We start from the raw sequence: 16,173 nt of genomic DNA, 5'->3' as shown, positions 1-16,173 counted from the left end.
GTGCAGGTCTTCGCGCCGCAGGGAACGCGTTGCCGGCACCGTCTCCACAGCCGTCTTCACAGCCGTCTTCACCACTGTCTCCGCCGCCGTCGCCGCCGTCTCCGCCACCGTCAGGGCTCCATCCGCTCGTCGAACCGCAGCGCACTGCCGTCGATGACGTCCAGGGCCGGCCGTCCGGCCAGCGCCATCGTGTGCGCCAGTTCCTCGGTGGCCAAGTCCAGCACACCGGCCACGCCCCGCGCGCCGCCGACCGCGAGCCCCCACAGCACCGGGCGGCCGAGGAACACCGCCCCGGCGCCCAGGGCCAGCGCCGCGAAGGCGTCGCCGCCGCTGCGCACCCCGCCGTCGAACAGCACCGGGCAGGCGTCGCCGGCCGCGGCCACCACCTCCGGCAGCGCCACCAGGCTCGGCACGGCGCCGTCGAGCTGCCGTCCGCCGTGGTTGGAGACGATCACGGCGTCGGCGCCGTTCTCGACGGCGAGGCGGGCGTCCTCGGCGGTGAGGATCCCCTTCAGGACGATCGGCAGCCGGCTGCGCGAGCGCAGCCACGCCAGGTCCGACCAGGTCGCGGTGGGGTCGATGGACTCCGCCGTGTGGGTGGCCAGGGCCGAGGTGCCGGCCGGGCCGCGGGTGTGGGCCGAGGCCATCAGGGCGGCGTCGAGGTTGACGGCCGCGCAGTCCGGGCGGACGGAGAACCTGTTGCGCAGGTCGCGCCGGCGCCGTCCCATGCGCTGGAGGTCGACGGTGAGGACGAGCGCGCGGTAGCCGGCCGCGGCGGCCCGGTCGATCAGGGCGCTGAGCGCGTCGCGCTGCCGCAGCCAGTAGAGCTGGAGCCACAGCGGACCGGTGGCGGCCTCGGCGATGTCCTCCAGGGTGCGGCTGGCGAAGATGCTGACGGTGTAGAGGGCGTCGGCGGCGCCGGCGCCCCGGGCGGTCGCGACCTCGCCTTCGGGGTGCACCAGGCGGTGGTAGGCGGTGGGGGCGATCGCCAGCGGCGTGCCCACCGACACTCCGAGAAGGCTGGTGCGGGTGTCGCAGACCTCGGTGTCGACCAGGGCTCGGGGGCGCAGCTGGACGCGGGTGAAGGCACGGCGGTTGGCCGCCACGGTGCGCTCGGTCTCGGCGCCGCCGTCGATGAAGTCCCAGACTTCCGGGGTGACCCGCTCCTGAGCGGCGGTCCGATAGTCGTCCAGGCACAGCAGGATCTCAGGGGGCTCGGTCTCCCGTTCGATCCCGGGCCGCGTCGCGGACCGGGTCCGGCCGCCGTGCAGGTCGATCGCCGCTGTGCACAGGAAGCCGAGGTCCGGGTCGGCGTCGGCCAGGACGATGCGGCGGCCCTGGTCCGGGGGCCGGGCGGCATCCCGTTCCAGCACTCCGGCCAGCTCCCACCACACCCCGGTGGTGGGACGGCCGGGCGAGGCGAACGTGACATCGGTGCACGCCGAAAGGCTCTCGGCGTCGCTCTTCAGCACCGAGCCGAGGATCACGGCCTGGGCGTCGTCGAAGTCGTCGAGTTCGGCGCCCGGCCAGGCCTCGGCGGACCCGGCGCGGACCCGGACCGGGCCCGGGCGCGCGACCGCCTCGTGCGCCGCGCCGTCCCCGAACAGCAGCGCGACGCCGGTGTGCCCGGCCGGGACGGCGGCCGGCACGCCGGGGTCGTAGGCGAGCCAGGCCTGCTCCACCACGATCAGCAGCGCGCGCCGGAAGCCGCCGGTGCGCGCGTACTCGCGCACCAGCCGCAGGCCGGTGAACCCGGCGGCGGTGCCCTGGTCGCTGACCGCGAACGCCAGCGGGCCGCCGGGGCACACGTGGCTGAGGTAGGTGGTGGTGGCGCGGCCCGGGGTGATGTCCGGGATCGCGTACGCCATGATCAACAGGTCGACGCCCTCGCCGGCGGGCACCGCCAGCTCGATCAGGGCCTCGGCCATCTCGCCGTAGGACTGGCCGCGCGGGACCAGCGAGCCGGGCCCGAGGGCCAGGCCGTAGGGCTGGAGCAGGTCGGTCAGGTAGGTGTCGAGCCGGGCGGTGTGCTCGTCGTCCAGGGCCAGGCTGGCCGGGCCGGGGAAGGCCAGGCGCACGGCGCGCCGGATGCCCCAGCCGGCGACGGGGTCGGCGGCCGGGCCGGCCGGATCGGTCAGGCCGGTCGGGTCGGCCGGGTCGCTCGGGGCGGCTGGGCCGGTCGGGGCGGTCCGGACGTCCGGCGGAACCGTGGTGTGCACGATGTCGCTACCTCAGCCTCAGTCTTCGTCGATCACGTTGCCGGCGACGTAGTCGGCCAGGGTGCCGACCGTCTCGAAGTGCTCGCGGCCCAGGTCCTCGACGCTGATCTCGATCTCGAGGTTCTCCTCGAGCAGCAGCACGATCTCCAGGGCGCCGGTGGAGCTCATCCCGAGGTCCTCCATCAGGGTGGTGGCCTCGCCGGCGCCGTCGACGTCGCGCTTGAGGACGTCGGGCAGCAGCAGGCAGACGGTGTCCACGACGCGTTCGCGGAACTGCGGGTCGACGGCGAGACTCTGCTCCGTCATGACGGTCCTTTCCCAGGGTTCTGAGGGGTCAGTGTTCGAAGACCATGGCCGAGAACGTCGCCCCGCGGCCGGCGCCGGCCGCGGCGACCACGTAGCGCTCCCCCGGCCGCAGCAGGCCGCGCTCGCCGGCGGTCCGGTAGTTGAGGAAGGCGTCGGCGCAGAACACGTGGCCGTCCGGGGTCACGTTGTCCAGCACCACCTTGGCCAGCGGGAAGCCGATGCGCTTGCAGACCCGCTGCCAGGCCACGATGTTGACGTTGTGCGGGAGCACCAGGCTGACGCGCTCCATGGTCAGCCCGGCTCCGGCGACCGCGGCCAGGATCGCCTCGCCGAGGGCGTCGGAGTAGACCCGCTGGAACTCCATGGCCTGCTCCATCGAGTCGCCGTCGAACTCGCCGTGCAGGTCGACGCTGTAGGAGAGCAGCCGGTCCCGGTCGCCGGACGCGCTGACCAGGCAGGCGGCCGCGCCCTCGCCGAAGAACGAGGTCTCGGGCACCATCTGCGCCTCGCCGGTGAAGGCCTTCTCGCCGGTCATGATCAGGGCCAGGGCGTCGGGGTGGCGCTCGGCGTCGGCGGCCAGCAGCCGGCCGGCGACGTCGATGGCGAGCAGGCCGGAGGCGCAGGCGTGGTGGCCGACGGCGAAGGTCTCGGCGTGCTCCAGCCCGCGCTCCCGGCACAGCTCGCGCAGCGGGTTCAGCGGGTAGGGGGTGACGACCGGGAAGGTGCGCGCGTGGATCACGTAGCGCACGCGGTGCTCGTTGCCCTCCAGGCAGTCCAGGTCGTCGAGGGCGCCGCGGAGCAGGTCCAGCAGGGTGCCGGCGGAGTCGCGGCTGACCGAGCCGAGCTTGTGGTAGCGGCGGAAGACCTTGGTCTGCATGGCGGTCAGGCCGAACCGGTCGGCCAGGTCCTCGATCGGCACGCGTTCCTTGGGCAGGTAGGTGCCGACGGCGGTGAGGGCGGTCACGAGGTCCTGCCTTCCCGGGTCGCGCCGGAGACGGCCTCGGGGGAGGCTCCGTTCTCGGCGGCGTGCCGTTGCCGCATCAGGAACTTGCGGACCTTGCCGGTCGGGCCGAGGATCAGCCGCTCCGGTCCGATCACCAGCACGTCGCGCAGCGTCGCGGCCGCGGCCGCGCTGAGGACGCCGCGCACCGCCTCGGTCCGGTCGGCGTCCGTGTCGGCCCACGGGTGCAGCGTGAGCAGCACGTCGGTGACCACGCCGCCGTCGCCGGGCATGGCCACGACGGTGCAGTCCAGGACGTCGGGGCAGGCCTTGAGGATCTTCTCCTCGGACATCGCCGTGTAGAGCCACTTGCCGTCGCCCAGCGGGACCGCGTCGACCATGCGGTCCACGTGGTAGTAGTAGCCCTCCTCGTCCCGGTAGAGCAGGTCGCCGGTGAGGTAGTACCCGTTCATGCGGTTGCGGTGGGTGGCCACGGAGTCGTTCCAGTAGCCCGGCGACAGCGTCGCGGACTTCATCCCGCACAGTCCCACCTCGCCGACGGGCACCTCGTCGCCCGTGGCCGGGTCGAGGAGTTTGATCTCGGCGAAGTCGTGGGTGCGGCCGACACAGCGGCCGTAGCGCTCGGTGCCGGGGGCGTGGGTGATGTGGAACGCCGAGTGGCCCATCTCGCTGGAGCCGAGTCCGTCGACGAACATCGAGCCGGGCATCCGGCGGGCGCCCTGAGCCGTCGCCCGGTCGTGGGAGCCGGCGGCCACCAGGTGGCGGATGTGCGGCTCGTGGGCGCAGTCGCCGGTGTTGAACCACAGCGACACCGAGTCCACGGCGCGCTTGCTCAGGTCGATGCGGGCCAGCTCGGCCCAGGTGACGGCGAACCCGAACACGCCGCTGGGCCGCCAGCTCTCGATGGCCGCCACCACCGCCTCGCCGTCGTCGGGGCGGGACAGGTAGAGCAGATCCGCGCCGTTGCACAGAGCGTGGTTGAGCGACATGATCCCGGCGGCGTGCGGGGCCGGCAGGGCGTTGAGGATCCGCTCGGTGCCGCGGGCGCGCGGCTTGTTCAGGCGCAGGACCCGGGTGCCGACGAACAGGTTGCCGTGGGTCTGCGTCACCGCGGCCGGCATGCGGGTGGTGCCCGAGGAGTGGGTGATGGCGATCGGGTCCTCGTCGTGGTGCCGGTACGGGGCCGGCGCGTCCGCCGGGTCGCCCGCCCCGGTCCGCGCGGCGTCGTACACGGCGTCCGGGCCGAAGCCCAGCTCCAGGCCGCGGTCGGCCGCGGCGAGCCGCCGCCGGTGCTCGTCGTCTGTGAGCAGCCCGACGGCCCGCAGACGGCGGATGTACTCGGCGGCGACGTCGCCGGGGATGTTCGGGTTCATCAGCGCCGGAATGGCGCCGAGCCAGGTCAGGGCCATGAAGTGGAGCATGCAGTCGGCGGCGGTGCGGACGTACACGGCCACCGGGTCGCGCGGCCCGACGCCGCGCGCGGCGAACCAGGCGGCGCGCGCCGCCACCGCGGTGCGCAGCTCGCCGAGGGTGAGGCCGGCGAAGGCGGGATGGCCGTCGACCTCGGTGTCGAAGGCCATGCCGGGGCCGCCGAGCGGCGCGCCGTGCTCGATGAGCTTGTGCAGGACGTTGCCCGCGCCGAGGGCGGGGTCGGCGGCCAGCGCGGCCCGCAGGCCGGAGACGGTCATGGGGTGCTCTCCTTCGGGGCGCTCAGGAAGGGCCGGAACCGTGCCTCGGTCCCGTCCGGCAGCAGCGTGGCCGGCAGGGGCGGGAAGGCGAACGGAGCCGGGGGGCGGCCGGCGACGACGGTCCAGACCTGTCCGCCGCCGGCGTCGGCGAGGACGGTCAGGGCGGCGTCGGCGACGGTGTCGGGGGTCAGCAGCGGGAAGCGCTGCTTGCGGATCAGGAGCTTGGTGACGCCGAGGATGGCGGTGTCGGTGAAGCCGGGGCACAGGGCGTTGATCCGGACGCCGCGCCGGGCCAGCGTGGGCGCGATGGCGCGGACGTAGGCGAGGACGGCGCCCTTGGTGAGGGCGTAGACCGGGTTGGCCTGCTCGGGGGCGAGGCCGGCGAGCGAGGCGGTGACGAGGATCCGGCCGCCGTGCCGGGCCAGCTCGGCGGTGGCGGCGTCGACGCCGAAGACGACGCCGTCGACGTTCACGGCGAGCACACGCCGGTAGCGGGCCGGGTCCAGCGGCAGGTCCGGCGGCTGGCCGGACTCCACGCCGGCGTTGAGGACCACGGTGTCCAGGCGGCCGAAGTGGTCGACGGCGTGCTCGACCATCGCCTGGTTCTGCTTCAGGTCCGCGACGTCGGCCTCCAGCGCGAGGCCGCCGCAGGCGCGGGCGGTCCGCTCGGCCGCCTCGCCGTCCACGTCGACGGCGACCACGCGGTGGCCGCGGGCGGCGAGCTTGGCCGCCAGCGCGGCGCCGATGCCGTGGCCGGCGCCGGTGACGAGGGCGACGGGGCGGTCCGGGCCGGTGCCGGGAGCCGGGGCCGAGTCGCTCATCGGAACCCTCCCGCCTTGGCCACGGTCTGGATCGCCGTGCGCAGCTGCTCGCGGCTGGGCTGCAGGGCGCGGTCGAGCTCCTCGGCGAACGGCAGCACCGCGCCGTCGGGCCGGGTGACCCGCTTGGGCGGGGCGACCAGGCGCATCTCTTCGGCGGCGGTGGCGAGGATCTCGCCGCCGATGCCGCAGGAGCGGTTGCTGTCGTCGACGACGACCAGGCGGCCGGTGCGTTCCAGCGAGGCCGCCAGCCCCTGCCAGTCGAAGGGGTGCAGGGTGCGGGGGTCGAAGACCTCGACGCTGACGGTGTCCCGCAGTTCCTCGGCGACTTCGAGGGCGTCGTGGACGAGGTGCCCCACCGCCACCACGGTGACGTCGGTGCCCGGCCGGTGGATCCGCCCGACGCCGAGCGGCACCGGGCCGAGCGCCGCCAGGTCGACGTCCTCGCGGCGGCCCATGGCGCCGGCCGGGGCGAAGACCACCACCGGGTCGTCGTCGCGCAGGGCGGTGACCAGCAGGCCGTAGGCGTCGGCCGGAGTGGCCGGGACCGCGGTCTTGACGCCGACGTGCGCGAACAGGCTGTAGGGGTGGTCGGAGTGCTGGCCGGCCCAGCCGTCGCGGGAGCCGGAGCTGGGCACCAGGTAGGTCACCGGCACCCGGGTCTGGCCGCCGGTCATCAGCGAGAACTTGTGCGCCTGGTTGGCGATCTGTTCGAAGGCCAGGAACAGCAGCGCGGGGATCTGGTACTCGATCAGCGGGCGCTGCCCGGACAGCGCCGCGCCGGTGGCGACGCCGGTGAACGCCTGCTCGGAGATCGGCATGTCGAGGACGCGCTCGGCGCCGAAGCGCTTGACCAGGCCCGCGGTCACGTTGGTGACCGCGGCGTGGACGTCCTCGCCGAACACGCAGACCGTGGGGTCGCGGTCCATCTCGTCGGTGATCGCCCGGTTCAGGGCCTTGAGATAGGACAGGATGGTCATCAGGCCACTCCGGCTCGGACGCGGGTGCCGTCGGCGTACAGGTGGTCGAGCGCCGTGGCGGGGTCGGGCAGCGGGGCGTCGAGCGCGAAGCGCACCGCGGCCTCGACCAGCTCCTCGATCTCGGTGTCGATCCGGGCGCGGGTCGCGACCGGGACCCGCGCGCCCTGGATCTCCAGCGGATCGCGGGACCGGCCCTGCTCCACCTCCTCGGGGCTGCGGTAGCGGGGACGCGCGGTGTGCTCCCAGGTGTGGTGCGCGTCGAAGCGGTAGGTGACGCACTCCAGCAGCGTCGGGCCGAAGCCGCCGCGGGCCCGGGCGACGGCCTCGGCGGCGGCGGCGAGCACCGCCTCCGGGTCCATGCCGTCGACGCGCGCGGCCGGGATGCCGAACGCCTCGGCGCGGCCGGTGATCGTCCCGGCCACCGAGTCCTCGGTGCGGGTGGTGGTCGCCCAGCCGTTGTTCTCGCAGACGAAGATCACCGGGGCCGTCCAGAGCGCGGCCAGGTTGAACGCCTCCAGCACCACGCCCTGGCTGACCGCGCCGTCCCCGAAGTAGGTCAGGGCGACGCGGTCGGAGCCGGCGCGCCGGGCCGCCCACGCCGCCCCGGTGGCGATCGGGGCCGCGGCGCCGACGATGGCGTTGGCGCCGAGGATGCCGGCGGAGAAGTCCGCGGCGTGCATCGAGCCGCCGCGGCCGCGGTTCAGGCCGGTGGCCCGGCCCAGCAGCTCGGCCATCATCCGCGCCGGGTCCGCGCCCTTGGCCAGGACGTGCCCGTGGCCGCGGTGGGTGCTGGTGATGACGTCGTCGCGACGCAGCGCCGCGCACGTGCCGGCGGCGATCGCCTCCTGGCCGGTGTAGGGATGGATCCCGCCGAAGATCTGCTTGGCGCGGACCAGCTCCACGGCCCGCTCCTCGAAGCGCCGGATCAGCCGGACCGTGCGGTACAGAGCGGCGGAATCAGGCACGGCCGCTCCCGCTCGGCGCCGCCGCGCGCTCGCCGATCGCCGCGAGGATGCCGTCCCACAGCTTGGTGCGCGCGGCCAGCGCCCGGATGACGGTGGCGGCGCACTCCTCCCACTTGGTGTCGTCGTCGCCGCACAGGTCGGCCAGCATCTGCATGGCCATCGGCGTGTGCTCCTCGCCGTCGACCTCGATGTGCCGGGCCAGGTAGTCGACGAAGGTGTCGAGCCCGCCGACCTCCTCGTTGACCGTGACGACCTGCTGGAACATGTCCGGGATCAGGTCCTCGCGGCCGAAGGCGAACGCGGCGGCCTGGCAGTGCACCGGCGCGGCGGCGATGATGTCCCAGGTCAGGGTGACGAACTCGGCCGACGGCCCGGGCACCCCGGCCTTGGCGATCGCGTGCTCCACCTTCATGCCGGTCCGCAGCAGGGCGATGAACTCCTCCACCACGGCGGTGTCGGCGCCGGCCTGCTCCATGCCGGCGATGTAGAGCTCGAAGTGGCTGATGAAGCCGCCGCGCAGCTCGTCGCTCTCCTCGACCAGGACGATGTCGTTGATCAGGCGGCGGCTGCCGGTAGGGCCGGTCGGCACCCAGGGCAGCTCGACGCAGGTCAGGCTGCGCTGCAGCGACTTGAGCAGGGACATGAAGTCCCAGACCGCGAACACGTGGTGCTCCTGGAAGGTGCGGATCGCCTCCCGGTCGCGCAGCCGCGCGTACAGCGGGTGGCCGACGACCTCGGCGCGCGCCGCGCCGATCCGCTCCTCCAGCCGGTCGATGCCGGGATGGCGCTGTCCCCAGTCGTAACGGGTGGCGGCCATGTCAGTTCCTCCAGAGAACGGGGCAGATGTCGGGGTCGGCGTAGTCGGGGCGGCCGTCAGGGGTCTGACGCACCACCACGTCGTGGTTGTAGGCGGCGAAGCTGCCGTCGCTGAGCGCGAAGCGCTGGAACTCGTTGGCGCCGTCCTGCAGGTGGAAGGAGATCGCCTGGCGCGGCCGGGGGCTCAGGTTCGGGCCGCTGCCGTGGTAGGTGCGGCAGTGGTGGAAGCTCATGTGCCCCTTGGGGATGATCATCGGGATCTTGTGCACCTCGGCGCCGTTGTGCGCCGCGTTCTTGGCCAGCACCCGCTCCAGGTCGGCCTTGTCCCGCTCGGCGAAGTGCTTCACCATCGAGTCCTCGCGGCCGACCTCCTCCCAGAGGTGGCTGCCGTCGACCATGGTGATCGTGCCCATCTCCTCGTCGCAGTCGTGGAACGGGATGAAGGCGGTGAGCATCCGCTCGGAGGTGCACGAGGCCCAGTAGTGCCGGTCGAAGTGCCAGGGCACGACGTTGGTCGGCTCGCCGGCCACCGGCGGCTTGTAGATCAGGGTGCTCTGGAAGACCCGGATCTCCTCGGCCCGCGCGAGCCGGGCGGCGACCGCGCCGATCAGCGGCTTGCACAGGATCTCGGCGATGGCGTCGCTCTCGTAGTGCACGTAGTCGTTGTGGCGCTGCACCGGCCCGTCCTCGGGCTTCCAGGCGGCCAGCTTCGGCGGCCGCACCGGCAGCCGCCGGCTGCGCTCGCCGCCGTAGTAGCGGTCGACCGCGGCGGTCAAGGTGTCGATCTCCTCGTCGGAGAACAGCTTGCCGGTGAGGTACCACCCGCGCTCGGCGTAGGCCTGGACCTCGGCGTCGGTGGGCAGCAGCGCCGCCTCGTCGTCGGTGAGGGCGAACCGCCCCCGCAGCGCGTCGGTTGTCTCGGCTGTCATCTCTGTCCTGCCACTCCCATGTCGACGGATTCGCGCACGTCGGCGAGCTCGCGTTCCTTGGCCGCGTAGAGCGCGGGGATGTTGCTGGTCCCGAAGGTCTTGGCGCCGTGGCGCTCGATGAGTTCCCAGAAGTAGGTCCGCCGGATGTGCATCGACTTGGAGAAGATCTGGTACATCTGGCCCCAGTGGTCGCGGTCGACCAGGATGCCCAGCGGCCGCAGCCGGTCGACCGGCAGGTCGGTGGCGCCGACGCGCTCGCCGAGCACGTCGTAGTAGGCGGCCGGGGTCTCGGCGAAGCCGGCGCCGTTGCCGCTGAAGGTGCGGACCGCGGAGACGATGTCGTCGGTGCTCAGCGCCAGGTGCTGCACGCCGGGGCCGCCGTGCCAGGCCAGGAAGTCGTCGATCTGGCCGCGGTCGCGGCTCATGTCCGGCTGGATGATGGTGAACGTCGCGGCCCCCGACGGGCTCTGCACCACCTGCGAGTACATGCCCTGGGTGCCGACCTCGACGTACTCCTCGAAGATCAGCTTGAAGCCGAAGACCCGCTGGTAGTGCTCGACGGTCGCCTCCAGCTCCCCGGCCGGGACGCAGAACGCCGCGTGGTCGATGGCGCGGACCAGGTCCGGCCCGGTCCCCTCGGCCGAGGCCGGCACCTGCGGCTCGATCGCGCCGGGCCAGAACGCGGTGCCTTCGCGCTGTACGAAGCGGTGCACCACGTCGCCGAAGCCCTCGACGACCGCGGTGGTCACGGTGCCGCCAGGGTTGTCAAGAGCGGCGCGACGCGCGCCGGCGTTGTCTGCGACTGTGCTCTTGGCGACCCGGGGCGGCTCCACCGACCGGGCGCCGGCGGCGACGGCCTGCTCGTAGCAGGCGACCGCGTCCTGGACCGCGAAGGCGATCACCGCGACGCCGTCCCCGTGGCGGGAGACGTAGCCGTCGGCCGGGTGCCCGCCGTTGAGCGCGGAGGTCAGCAGGACGTGGCTGTCCCCGTGGCGCAGCAGCAGGGTGCGCTGGGCGTCCAGGCCGGTCTCCGGGCCTCCGTGGCCGACCACGTGGAACCCGAACGCGGTACAGAGGAAGAACGCGGACTGGCGCGCGTCCCCCACGTAGAACTCGACATGGTCGATGCCGAGGATGTCCATTCCTTCTCGCCTTCCGCTATGCCGTGTGGGTCCGGCGGGTACTGGGCCGGCCATAGACGACGCTGACGTTGTGGCCGCCGAACCCGAAGGAGTTGGACATGACGTGCTCGACGCGGGCCGCGCGGGGGTCCTTGCGGATGTGGTCGAGCTCGCAGTCGGGGTCGGGGTCGTCGAGGTTGTGCGTGGGCGGCAGCCGCCCGGTGTGCAGGGCCTGGATCGCGACCGCGGACTCCACCACGCCGGAGGCGCCGAGCATGTGGCCGGTCACCGCCTTGGTGGAGCTGACCGGCGGGCCGTCCGCGCCGAACAGGGTCCTGATGGCCAGCGCCTCGGCGGCGTCGCCGAGCTTGGTGCTGGTGCCGTGCGCGTTCAGGTAGCCGATGTCGGCCGGCTCCAGTCCGGCGTCCCGCAGCGCCTGCCGCATGCACTCGCGGGCGCCCTCGCCGTCCGGGCGGGGGGTGGTCGGGTGGTGCGCGTCGTTGGTGACGCCCCAGCCCAGGACGTCGGCGTGGGCCGCGGCGCCGCGGGCGTCGGCGAAGTCCTTGCGTTCCAGGACGAACACGCCGGCGCCCTCACCGAGGACCAGGCCGTTGCGGCGGCGGTCGAACGGCCGCGAGGCGCCGGCCGGGTCGTCGGCCCAGCCGCGGGCCAGGGCCCGGGCGTTGCCGAAGGTGTCGGCCAGGGTCGGGAACAGCGGCGCCTCGCTGCAACCGGCGACCACGACGTCGGCCTCGCCGCCGCGCAGCAGCCGCAGCGCCTCGCCGATGGCCTGGCCGCCGGCCGCGCAGGCGGTGCCGCTGGAGGAGACGTAGCCGCGGATGCCGTACTTGATGGCGACGCGGGCCGCGCCCATGTTCGGCAGCATGCCGGGCAGCAGGTAGGGGCTGACGCCCAGGCGGCCCTTCGCGGTGCGCAGCACGACCTGCGCCTCCAGTGTGGCCAGGCCGCCGGTGCCGGACAGGATGACGGCGACGCGGTAGGGGTCGACGTCCCGCTCGATGTCGAGGCCGGCGTCGGCGAAGGCGTCGGCGGCGGCCTGCAGGGCCAGCACGATGTAGCGGTCGACGACCCGCGCCTCGGTGGCCGGCAGCAGGCTCGCGGGGTCGATCGGCGGGCCGAAGCCGCCGACCTCGAGCGAGTCCCCGGCCGGGTGGCCCTCGGGCGGGCGGCGCAGGCCGGAGCGGCCCTCGCACATGGCGGCGTGCACCTCGACGGCGCTGGTGCCGACCGGCGTCACCATGCCCATGCCGGTGACGACGACCTCTGTGTTGGACGTCCCTGTACGGGTCATGGCTGCTGGTCTCCTGGAGATTCCGCACGGAGCAGGACGGCGTGGGCGGCCCCGTCGATGTGCAGGACGAGGGCTTCGTCCGCGTCGCCGTCCTCGATGAGCAGGGCCGCGGCTTCGAGGGCTGAGGCGCGGTCGGCCACGCAGACCACCGGGCCGGTGAGGTTCCAGCGGGCGGCGATGTGGCCGGCGACGGCGTTCGGGACGCTCTGGAAGAACAGCAGCGGGCCGAGGGTGCCGGAGGAGTCGACGGCTTCCGCGACGTGGGCCGCGCTCTCCAGGTCGCCGCGCGCGCTGGCGATGATCACCGCGGTGGCGGAACCGTCGCCTGAGCCGGTGGGACGGCGGCTCAGACAGCGGGCGGCGGTCTCGGCGGCGATCGGGCTGAAGGAGGACACGATGAAGCCGGGCAGCGCGGGCGGAGTCTGATCGCGTTCTGATTCCGGCCACCGGGCCTCGGCGACGACGGCCAGGCCCGCTTCGGTCGCCGGGGCGACCGGGATGACGGCGACCGTGTCGGTCACCGGGGCGACGGCTATCACGGCCGGCGGCTGCGGGGCCGCGACCGTCGAGACCACGGCGGCGTGGTCCATCGTGCTCACGGCGCACCCGCCAGCAGGGCGGTCTCGGTGTCCCCGGAGGCGACGTTCGCGCCGGGCGAGGCGTGGCGGGCCGGCCCCCAGGCGGGGCGGCGGTTCGGGACCTCCGACGGGGCGCAGACGACGTTCGGGTCCGGCGTCTCGCGGGACGACTTCGTGTTCTTGCTCATGGCGCACCTACCAGGAGTGCGGTGTTCGCGCCGCCGAAGGCGACGTTCAGGGTCAGGGCGTGCGTGACGGGGACGGCGGCCGGTTCCAGGACGAGGTCCAGGCGGCAGTCGTCGTCGGCGCCGAGGAACCCGGCGTTGACCGGGAGGCGGCCGGCGCGCAGGGCGGCGATGGTGACGATGAGCTCCAGCAGGGCGCCGGCTTCCAGGGCCTGGCCGTGGATCGACTTGGTGGAACTCACCGGGATCTCGCCGGCGACGGTGCCGAGCGCGGCGTACAGGGCGGCGGTCTCGGCCGCGTCGCTCTGCTTGGTGCCGGAGCCGTGGGCGTTGACGTAGCCGATGTCAGAGGGCTGGAGGCCGCCGCGGTGCAGGGCGTCGGTGATGGCGCGGGCCAGGCCGAGGCCGTCCGGGCGGGGTTTGCAGACGTGGTACGCGTCGCCGCCGCGGCCCCAGCCGGCCAGCCGGGCGAGCGGCTCGGCGGCGCGGGGCGCGCCCGCCGCTTCGAGGACGACGGCCCCGACCGCGTCGCCGAGCAGGAGGCCGCCGCGTCCGGTGCTGAAGGGGCGGACCCGGCCGTCGACGGCCAGCGCGCGGCCGGCGTCGAACAGAGCGTACTGATCCGGCTCGACGAGGTAGCCCGCCGCGACGACGACCCGCTCGGCGCGACCGTGCGCGATGAGCGCGGCGGCGTCGGCGACGGCGGTGCTCGCCGCGACGCACGCCGAGGTGTAGGCGCGGGCCCCGGCCAGGCCGCACCGCGCGGCGATCCGCGCGGCGAAGGCTTCGGTGCCCCCCGACGCGGGCTGCCGGGCGAGGGCGGGGTCGCCGTGGATCGCGAGGAACAGCCGGGTGCCGCCGCGCTCGAAGTCGCAGACCTCGTCGATGACGCGTATCAGCTCCCGCTCGAGATCCGGCGAGCCGAGCGCGGCGGCGGCCACCTTGGCCCGCCGCGTCCCGACGTCGAACCGCTCGACCGGCGCGAACCCGGGCGTGCCCGCGGCCACCGCGGTCAGCAGGGGCTCGACGCCCGCGCCGAACGCGCTGAACACCGCCATCGCGCCGACGACCACCTCGCGGGGGCCGCGCCGCACCCGGGTGCCGCCGATGTTCACGCCGCCGCCCCGTACCCGAGCTCCCGCAGCACCTCGCAGGCGCCGGTCACCGTCGTCATCCGGGCCAGGACGTCGTCGTCCACGCCGAACGGCTTGCCGTAGCGCTCCTCGATCTGGTGGATGAGCCAGGCCAGCTCCAGGGAGTCCACGCTCTCCGGGACCTCCTCGGGGCGGCGCTCGCCGTAGGTCGCGAGCATCTCGACGACCTGCGCGCGGTAGGGCTCGGACACGTCTGCCACGGGTCAGCCCGAGGTGGTGGCGGTGGCGAGCCGGGCTGCGACGGTGGCGCAGAACTCGTCGATGGTCAGGGCGGCGATCTCGTCGAGCTCGTCGTCGCTGAAGCGGATGCCGAACCGCTCCTCCAGCCGGACGCCCAGCTCGGCCAGGGCCAGCGACTCCAGGTCGACGCCGGCCGGGCCCAGCAGGGTGTCGCCGTCGAAGCCGGAGATGTCGTAGTTCATCTCCTTCAGGGCCTCGAACGCGAACGCCTTGATCTCGTCATGCGACGTCATGGGACTCCTCAGTTCCTTCCGTTGCTGGGGACACCGGCGAGCACGCCCTGGTCCCGCACGAGCTTTCCGGTGGCGGTGCGGGGCAGCTTGTCCACCACGTGCCAGGCGCGCGGCCGCTTGTACGCGGCCACCCGCTCGAACAGCCGCTCCTGGACGGCGTCCAGGTCCGCGGACTCCTCCAGGACCACGTAGGCCTCGATCGCCTTGCCGTACACGACAACCGCGCCGGCCACGCCGGGCAGGCCGGCCAGGGTGTGCTCGACCTCGCTCAGGTCGACCTTCAGGCCGCCGACCGAGACCTGCGAGTCGCGGCGGCCTCGGACCCGGACCAGGCCGGTGCCCGCATCGACGCTCCCGGCGTCCTTGGTGTGCAGCCAGCCGTCGGACCAGCGCGCCGGGTCGACCAGGCCGACGTACGGCGAGTGCTCCATCGCGATGTGCAGCTCGCCGTCCTGCTCGCGCACCGTGACGCCGGGCGCCGGGGCGACGGCCGGCCGGTGGGCGCCGAACAGGTCGGTGCCGATGACCCCGAGCTCGGTCATCCCGTACATGTTCCCCAGGCGGATGCCGTAGCGGTCGACGAACGCGTCGTGCACCTGCGCCCGGACCAGCTCGCCGCCGGTGGTCATGCCGGTCAGCTGGGGCAGCCGCGGCGGTTCGGCGACCGCGGCGAGCAGCTCGATGTGGAACGGCACGCCGAGCAGCGTGGTGGGCTCGGGGCCGGCGGCGACCGCGGCCAGGATGGCCTCGGCGGTCATCCGCTCCGGCAGCACCAGCTGCACGCCGGCGTGCAGGCCGTAGAGCAGGCCGCCGACCAGGCCGAGCACGTGCACCATCGAGGCCATCGAGACGATGCGCTCGCCGCCGCGCGGCACGCCGTCGATCTTCAGGTAGCGGTCGATCTCGGCGATCAGGTCCGAGGCGCTGCGCCCGATGGCCTTGGACGGGCCGGTCGAGCCGGAGCTGAGCTGGACCAGCGCGTGCGGGGTGTCGGACGGCCGGCCGCCGGGGTGCGCCACGACCTTCTCGCGCACCTCCTGGAAGGCCCGCAGCGCGCCGCCGCCGGCCTGCGCCACCGACACCACGAGCTCCGGGGCCAGCCGCTCCAGCGCCTGGTCCACCTCGAACGCGGTGAGCCGGTGGTCCAGCAGCGCCGCCCGGGCGCCGATCCGCCAGGCCGCCAGCAGGTTCGCGATGAACGCCAGCGAGGGCGGCAGGCACAGCGCGACCGAGCCGCCGGCCCGCAGCCCCGCGCCGGCCAGCACCGCCTGCCGCTGCGCGACCAGGGTCCGCAGCGCCGCCCGGTCCACCGGCGCGCCAAGCACCAGGCAGACCTGGTCGTCCGGGCCGGCCAGGAGCACCTCGTCGACCCAGCCGGGGTCGGTCGGGATCTGGATCCCCGCCGCCATCGCCGATCACCTCCGCACCGGAAGAGAACAGGGGAAAAGAAAGGAACAAAGAGAAAGGGGAATACTCAGGGGGCCCGAAAAGGCGACCCTTAAGGGATATTCCGAACGCTGCTTTGCGAGCCCCTTCGAAGGGCGCTCCGCAAGCTTTGGCTCTCCGCTGGCCGATCGTCAAGCAGCGCGCCAAGATCCAGTGAAAGAACCAGGTCAGAGCCATGAAATCAACCTCTTGTGACGTGCAAAATTTCAGGATTGACCGTCG

At 73.8% G+C, this 16,173-nt stretch carries 17 protein-coding genes; all 17 read right to left on the bottom strand.

Translation table 11 applies throughout. The features are described from left to right. Positions 1-110: 110 nt before the first annotated feature. Genes ABD466_RS26415 through ABD466_RS26335 form a run of 17 tightly spaced genes read right to left on the bottom strand, consistent with a single transcriptional unit; the run spans position 111 to position 15,914 of the window. A complete protein-coding gene (locus ABD466_RS26415) occupies positions 111-2,219 on the bottom strand; it encodes an alpha-hydroxy-acid oxidizing protein (RefSeq protein WP_344659869.1) in 2,109 nt (702 codons plus the stop codon). A gap of 18 nt (positions 2,220-2,237) precedes the next feature. Beyond that, positions 2,238-2,525, bottom strand: coding sequence for a phosphopantetheine-binding protein (locus ABD466_RS26410; RefSeq protein ID WP_344659868.1), 288 nt, complete (start codon positions 2,523-2,525; stop codon positions 2,238-2,240). 28 nt (positions 2,526-2,553) lie between these two features. Further along, on the bottom strand, positions 2,554-3,489 hold the full coding sequence (locus tag ABD466_RS26405; protein ID WP_344659867.1) for a 3-oxoacyl-[acyl-carrier-protein] synthase III C-terminal domain-containing protein: 936 nt from the start codon (positions 3,487-3,489) through the stop codon (positions 2,554-2,556). Further along, the gene (locus ABD466_RS26400) at positions 3,486-5,174 is read right to left on the bottom strand and encodes a class I adenylate-forming enzyme family protein (protein WP_344659866.1); all 1,689 of its coding nucleotides are present in this window, start codon (positions 5,172-5,174) and stop codon (positions 3,486-3,488) included. Before ABD466_RS26400 ends, ABD466_RS26405 begins: the two co-directional genes overlap by 4 nt. Further along, positions 5,171-5,995: an SDR family NAD(P)-dependent oxidoreductase gene (locus tag ABD466_RS26395; RefSeq protein ID WP_344659865.1), complete on the bottom strand. Its 825-nt coding sequence runs from the start codon at positions 5,993-5,995 to the stop codon at positions 5,171-5,173. The genes ABD466_RS26400 and ABD466_RS26395 overlap by 4 nt, the downstream gene beginning before the upstream one ends. After that, positions 5,992-6,972 carry an alpha-ketoacid dehydrogenase subunit beta gene (locus ABD466_RS26390; protein WP_344659864.1) on the bottom strand — a complete coding sequence of 327 codons (981 nt, stop codon included), beginning with the start codon at positions 6,970-6,972 and terminating at the stop codon, positions 5,992-5,994. The genes ABD466_RS26395 and ABD466_RS26390 overlap by 4 nt, the downstream gene beginning before the upstream one ends. After that, complete coding sequence (locus tag ABD466_RS26385; protein WP_344659863.1) at positions 6,972-7,937, bottom strand: thiamine pyrophosphate-dependent dehydrogenase E1 component subunit alpha; 966 nt, start codon at positions 7,935-7,937, stop codon at positions 6,972-6,974. The genes ABD466_RS26390 and ABD466_RS26385 overlap by 1 nt, the downstream gene beginning before the upstream one ends. After that, complete coding sequence (locus ABD466_RS26380; protein ID WP_344659862.1) at positions 7,930-8,754, bottom strand: DUF3050 domain-containing protein; 825 nt, start codon at positions 8,752-8,754, stop codon at positions 7,930-7,932. Before ABD466_RS26380 ends, ABD466_RS26385 begins: the two co-directional genes overlap by 8 nt. Before the next feature lies 1 nt (position 8,755). Beyond that, positions 8,756-9,682 carry a phytanoyl-CoA dioxygenase family protein gene (locus ABD466_RS26375; protein ID WP_344659861.1) on the bottom strand — a complete coding sequence of 309 codons (927 nt, stop codon included), beginning with the start codon at positions 9,680-9,682 and terminating at the stop codon, positions 8,756-8,758. Continuing rightward, positions 9,679-10,824 carry a 4-hydroxyphenylpyruvate dioxygenase gene (gene hppD / locus ABD466_RS26370; protein WP_344659860.1) on the bottom strand — a complete coding sequence of 382 codons (1,146 nt, stop codon included), beginning with the start codon at positions 10,822-10,824 and terminating at the stop codon, positions 9,679-9,681. Before hppD ends, ABD466_RS26375 begins: the two co-directional genes overlap by 4 nt. Before the next feature lie 16 nt (positions 10,825-10,840). Then, positions 10,841-12,115, bottom strand: coding sequence for a beta-ketoacyl-[acyl-carrier-protein] synthase family protein (locus ABD466_RS26365; RefSeq protein WP_344659859.1), 1,275 nt, complete (start codon positions 12,113-12,115; stop codon positions 10,841-10,843). Then, a complete protein-coding gene (locus ABD466_RS26360) occupies positions 12,112-12,705 on the bottom strand; it encodes a beta-ketoacyl synthase chain length factor (protein ID WP_344659900.1) in 594 nt (197 codons plus the stop codon). Before ABD466_RS26360 ends, ABD466_RS26365 begins: the two co-directional genes overlap by 4 nt. A gap of 5 nt (positions 12,706-12,710) precedes the next feature. After that, positions 12,711-12,881 carry a hypothetical protein gene (locus ABD466_RS26355; RefSeq protein WP_344659858.1) on the bottom strand — a complete coding sequence of 57 codons (171 nt, stop codon included), beginning with the start codon at positions 12,879-12,881 and terminating at the stop codon, positions 12,711-12,713. Then, positions 12,878-13,936, bottom strand: coding sequence for a beta-ketoacyl synthase N-terminal-like domain-containing protein (locus tag ABD466_RS26350; protein ID WP_344659899.1), 1,059 nt, complete (start codon positions 13,934-13,936; stop codon positions 12,878-12,880). Before ABD466_RS26350 ends, ABD466_RS26355 begins: the two co-directional genes overlap by 4 nt. Before the next feature lie 53 nt (positions 13,937-13,989). Beyond that, positions 13,990-14,232 (bottom strand): hypothetical protein, encoded by a 243-nt coding sequence (locus ABD466_RS26345; protein WP_344659857.1) that lies wholly within the window; start codon positions 14,230-14,232, stop codon positions 13,990-13,992. Positions 14,233-14,235: 3 nt separating this feature from the next. Further along, entirely contained in the window at positions 14,236-14,505 is a 270-nt protein-coding gene (locus ABD466_RS26340; RefSeq protein WP_344659856.1) for an acyl carrier protein, read from the bottom strand. Positions 14,506-14,513: 8 nt separating this feature from the next. After that, positions 14,514-15,914, bottom strand: a complete 1,401-nt coding sequence (locus ABD466_RS26335; RefSeq protein WP_344659855.1) for a class I adenylate-forming enzyme family protein — start codon at positions 15,912-15,914, stop codon at positions 14,514-14,516. Between the last annotated feature and the right edge of the window lie 259 nt (positions 15,915-16,173).

It is taken from the genome of Catenulispora subtropica, from assembly GCF_039531675.1.
Classification (GTDB): domain Bacteria; phylum Actinomycetota; class Actinomycetes; order Streptomycetales; family Catenulisporaceae; genus Catenulispora; species Catenulispora subtropica.
Note: the sequence above shows the minus strand (reverse complement) of the source record. Positions and strands in the feature narration are given on the sequence as shown.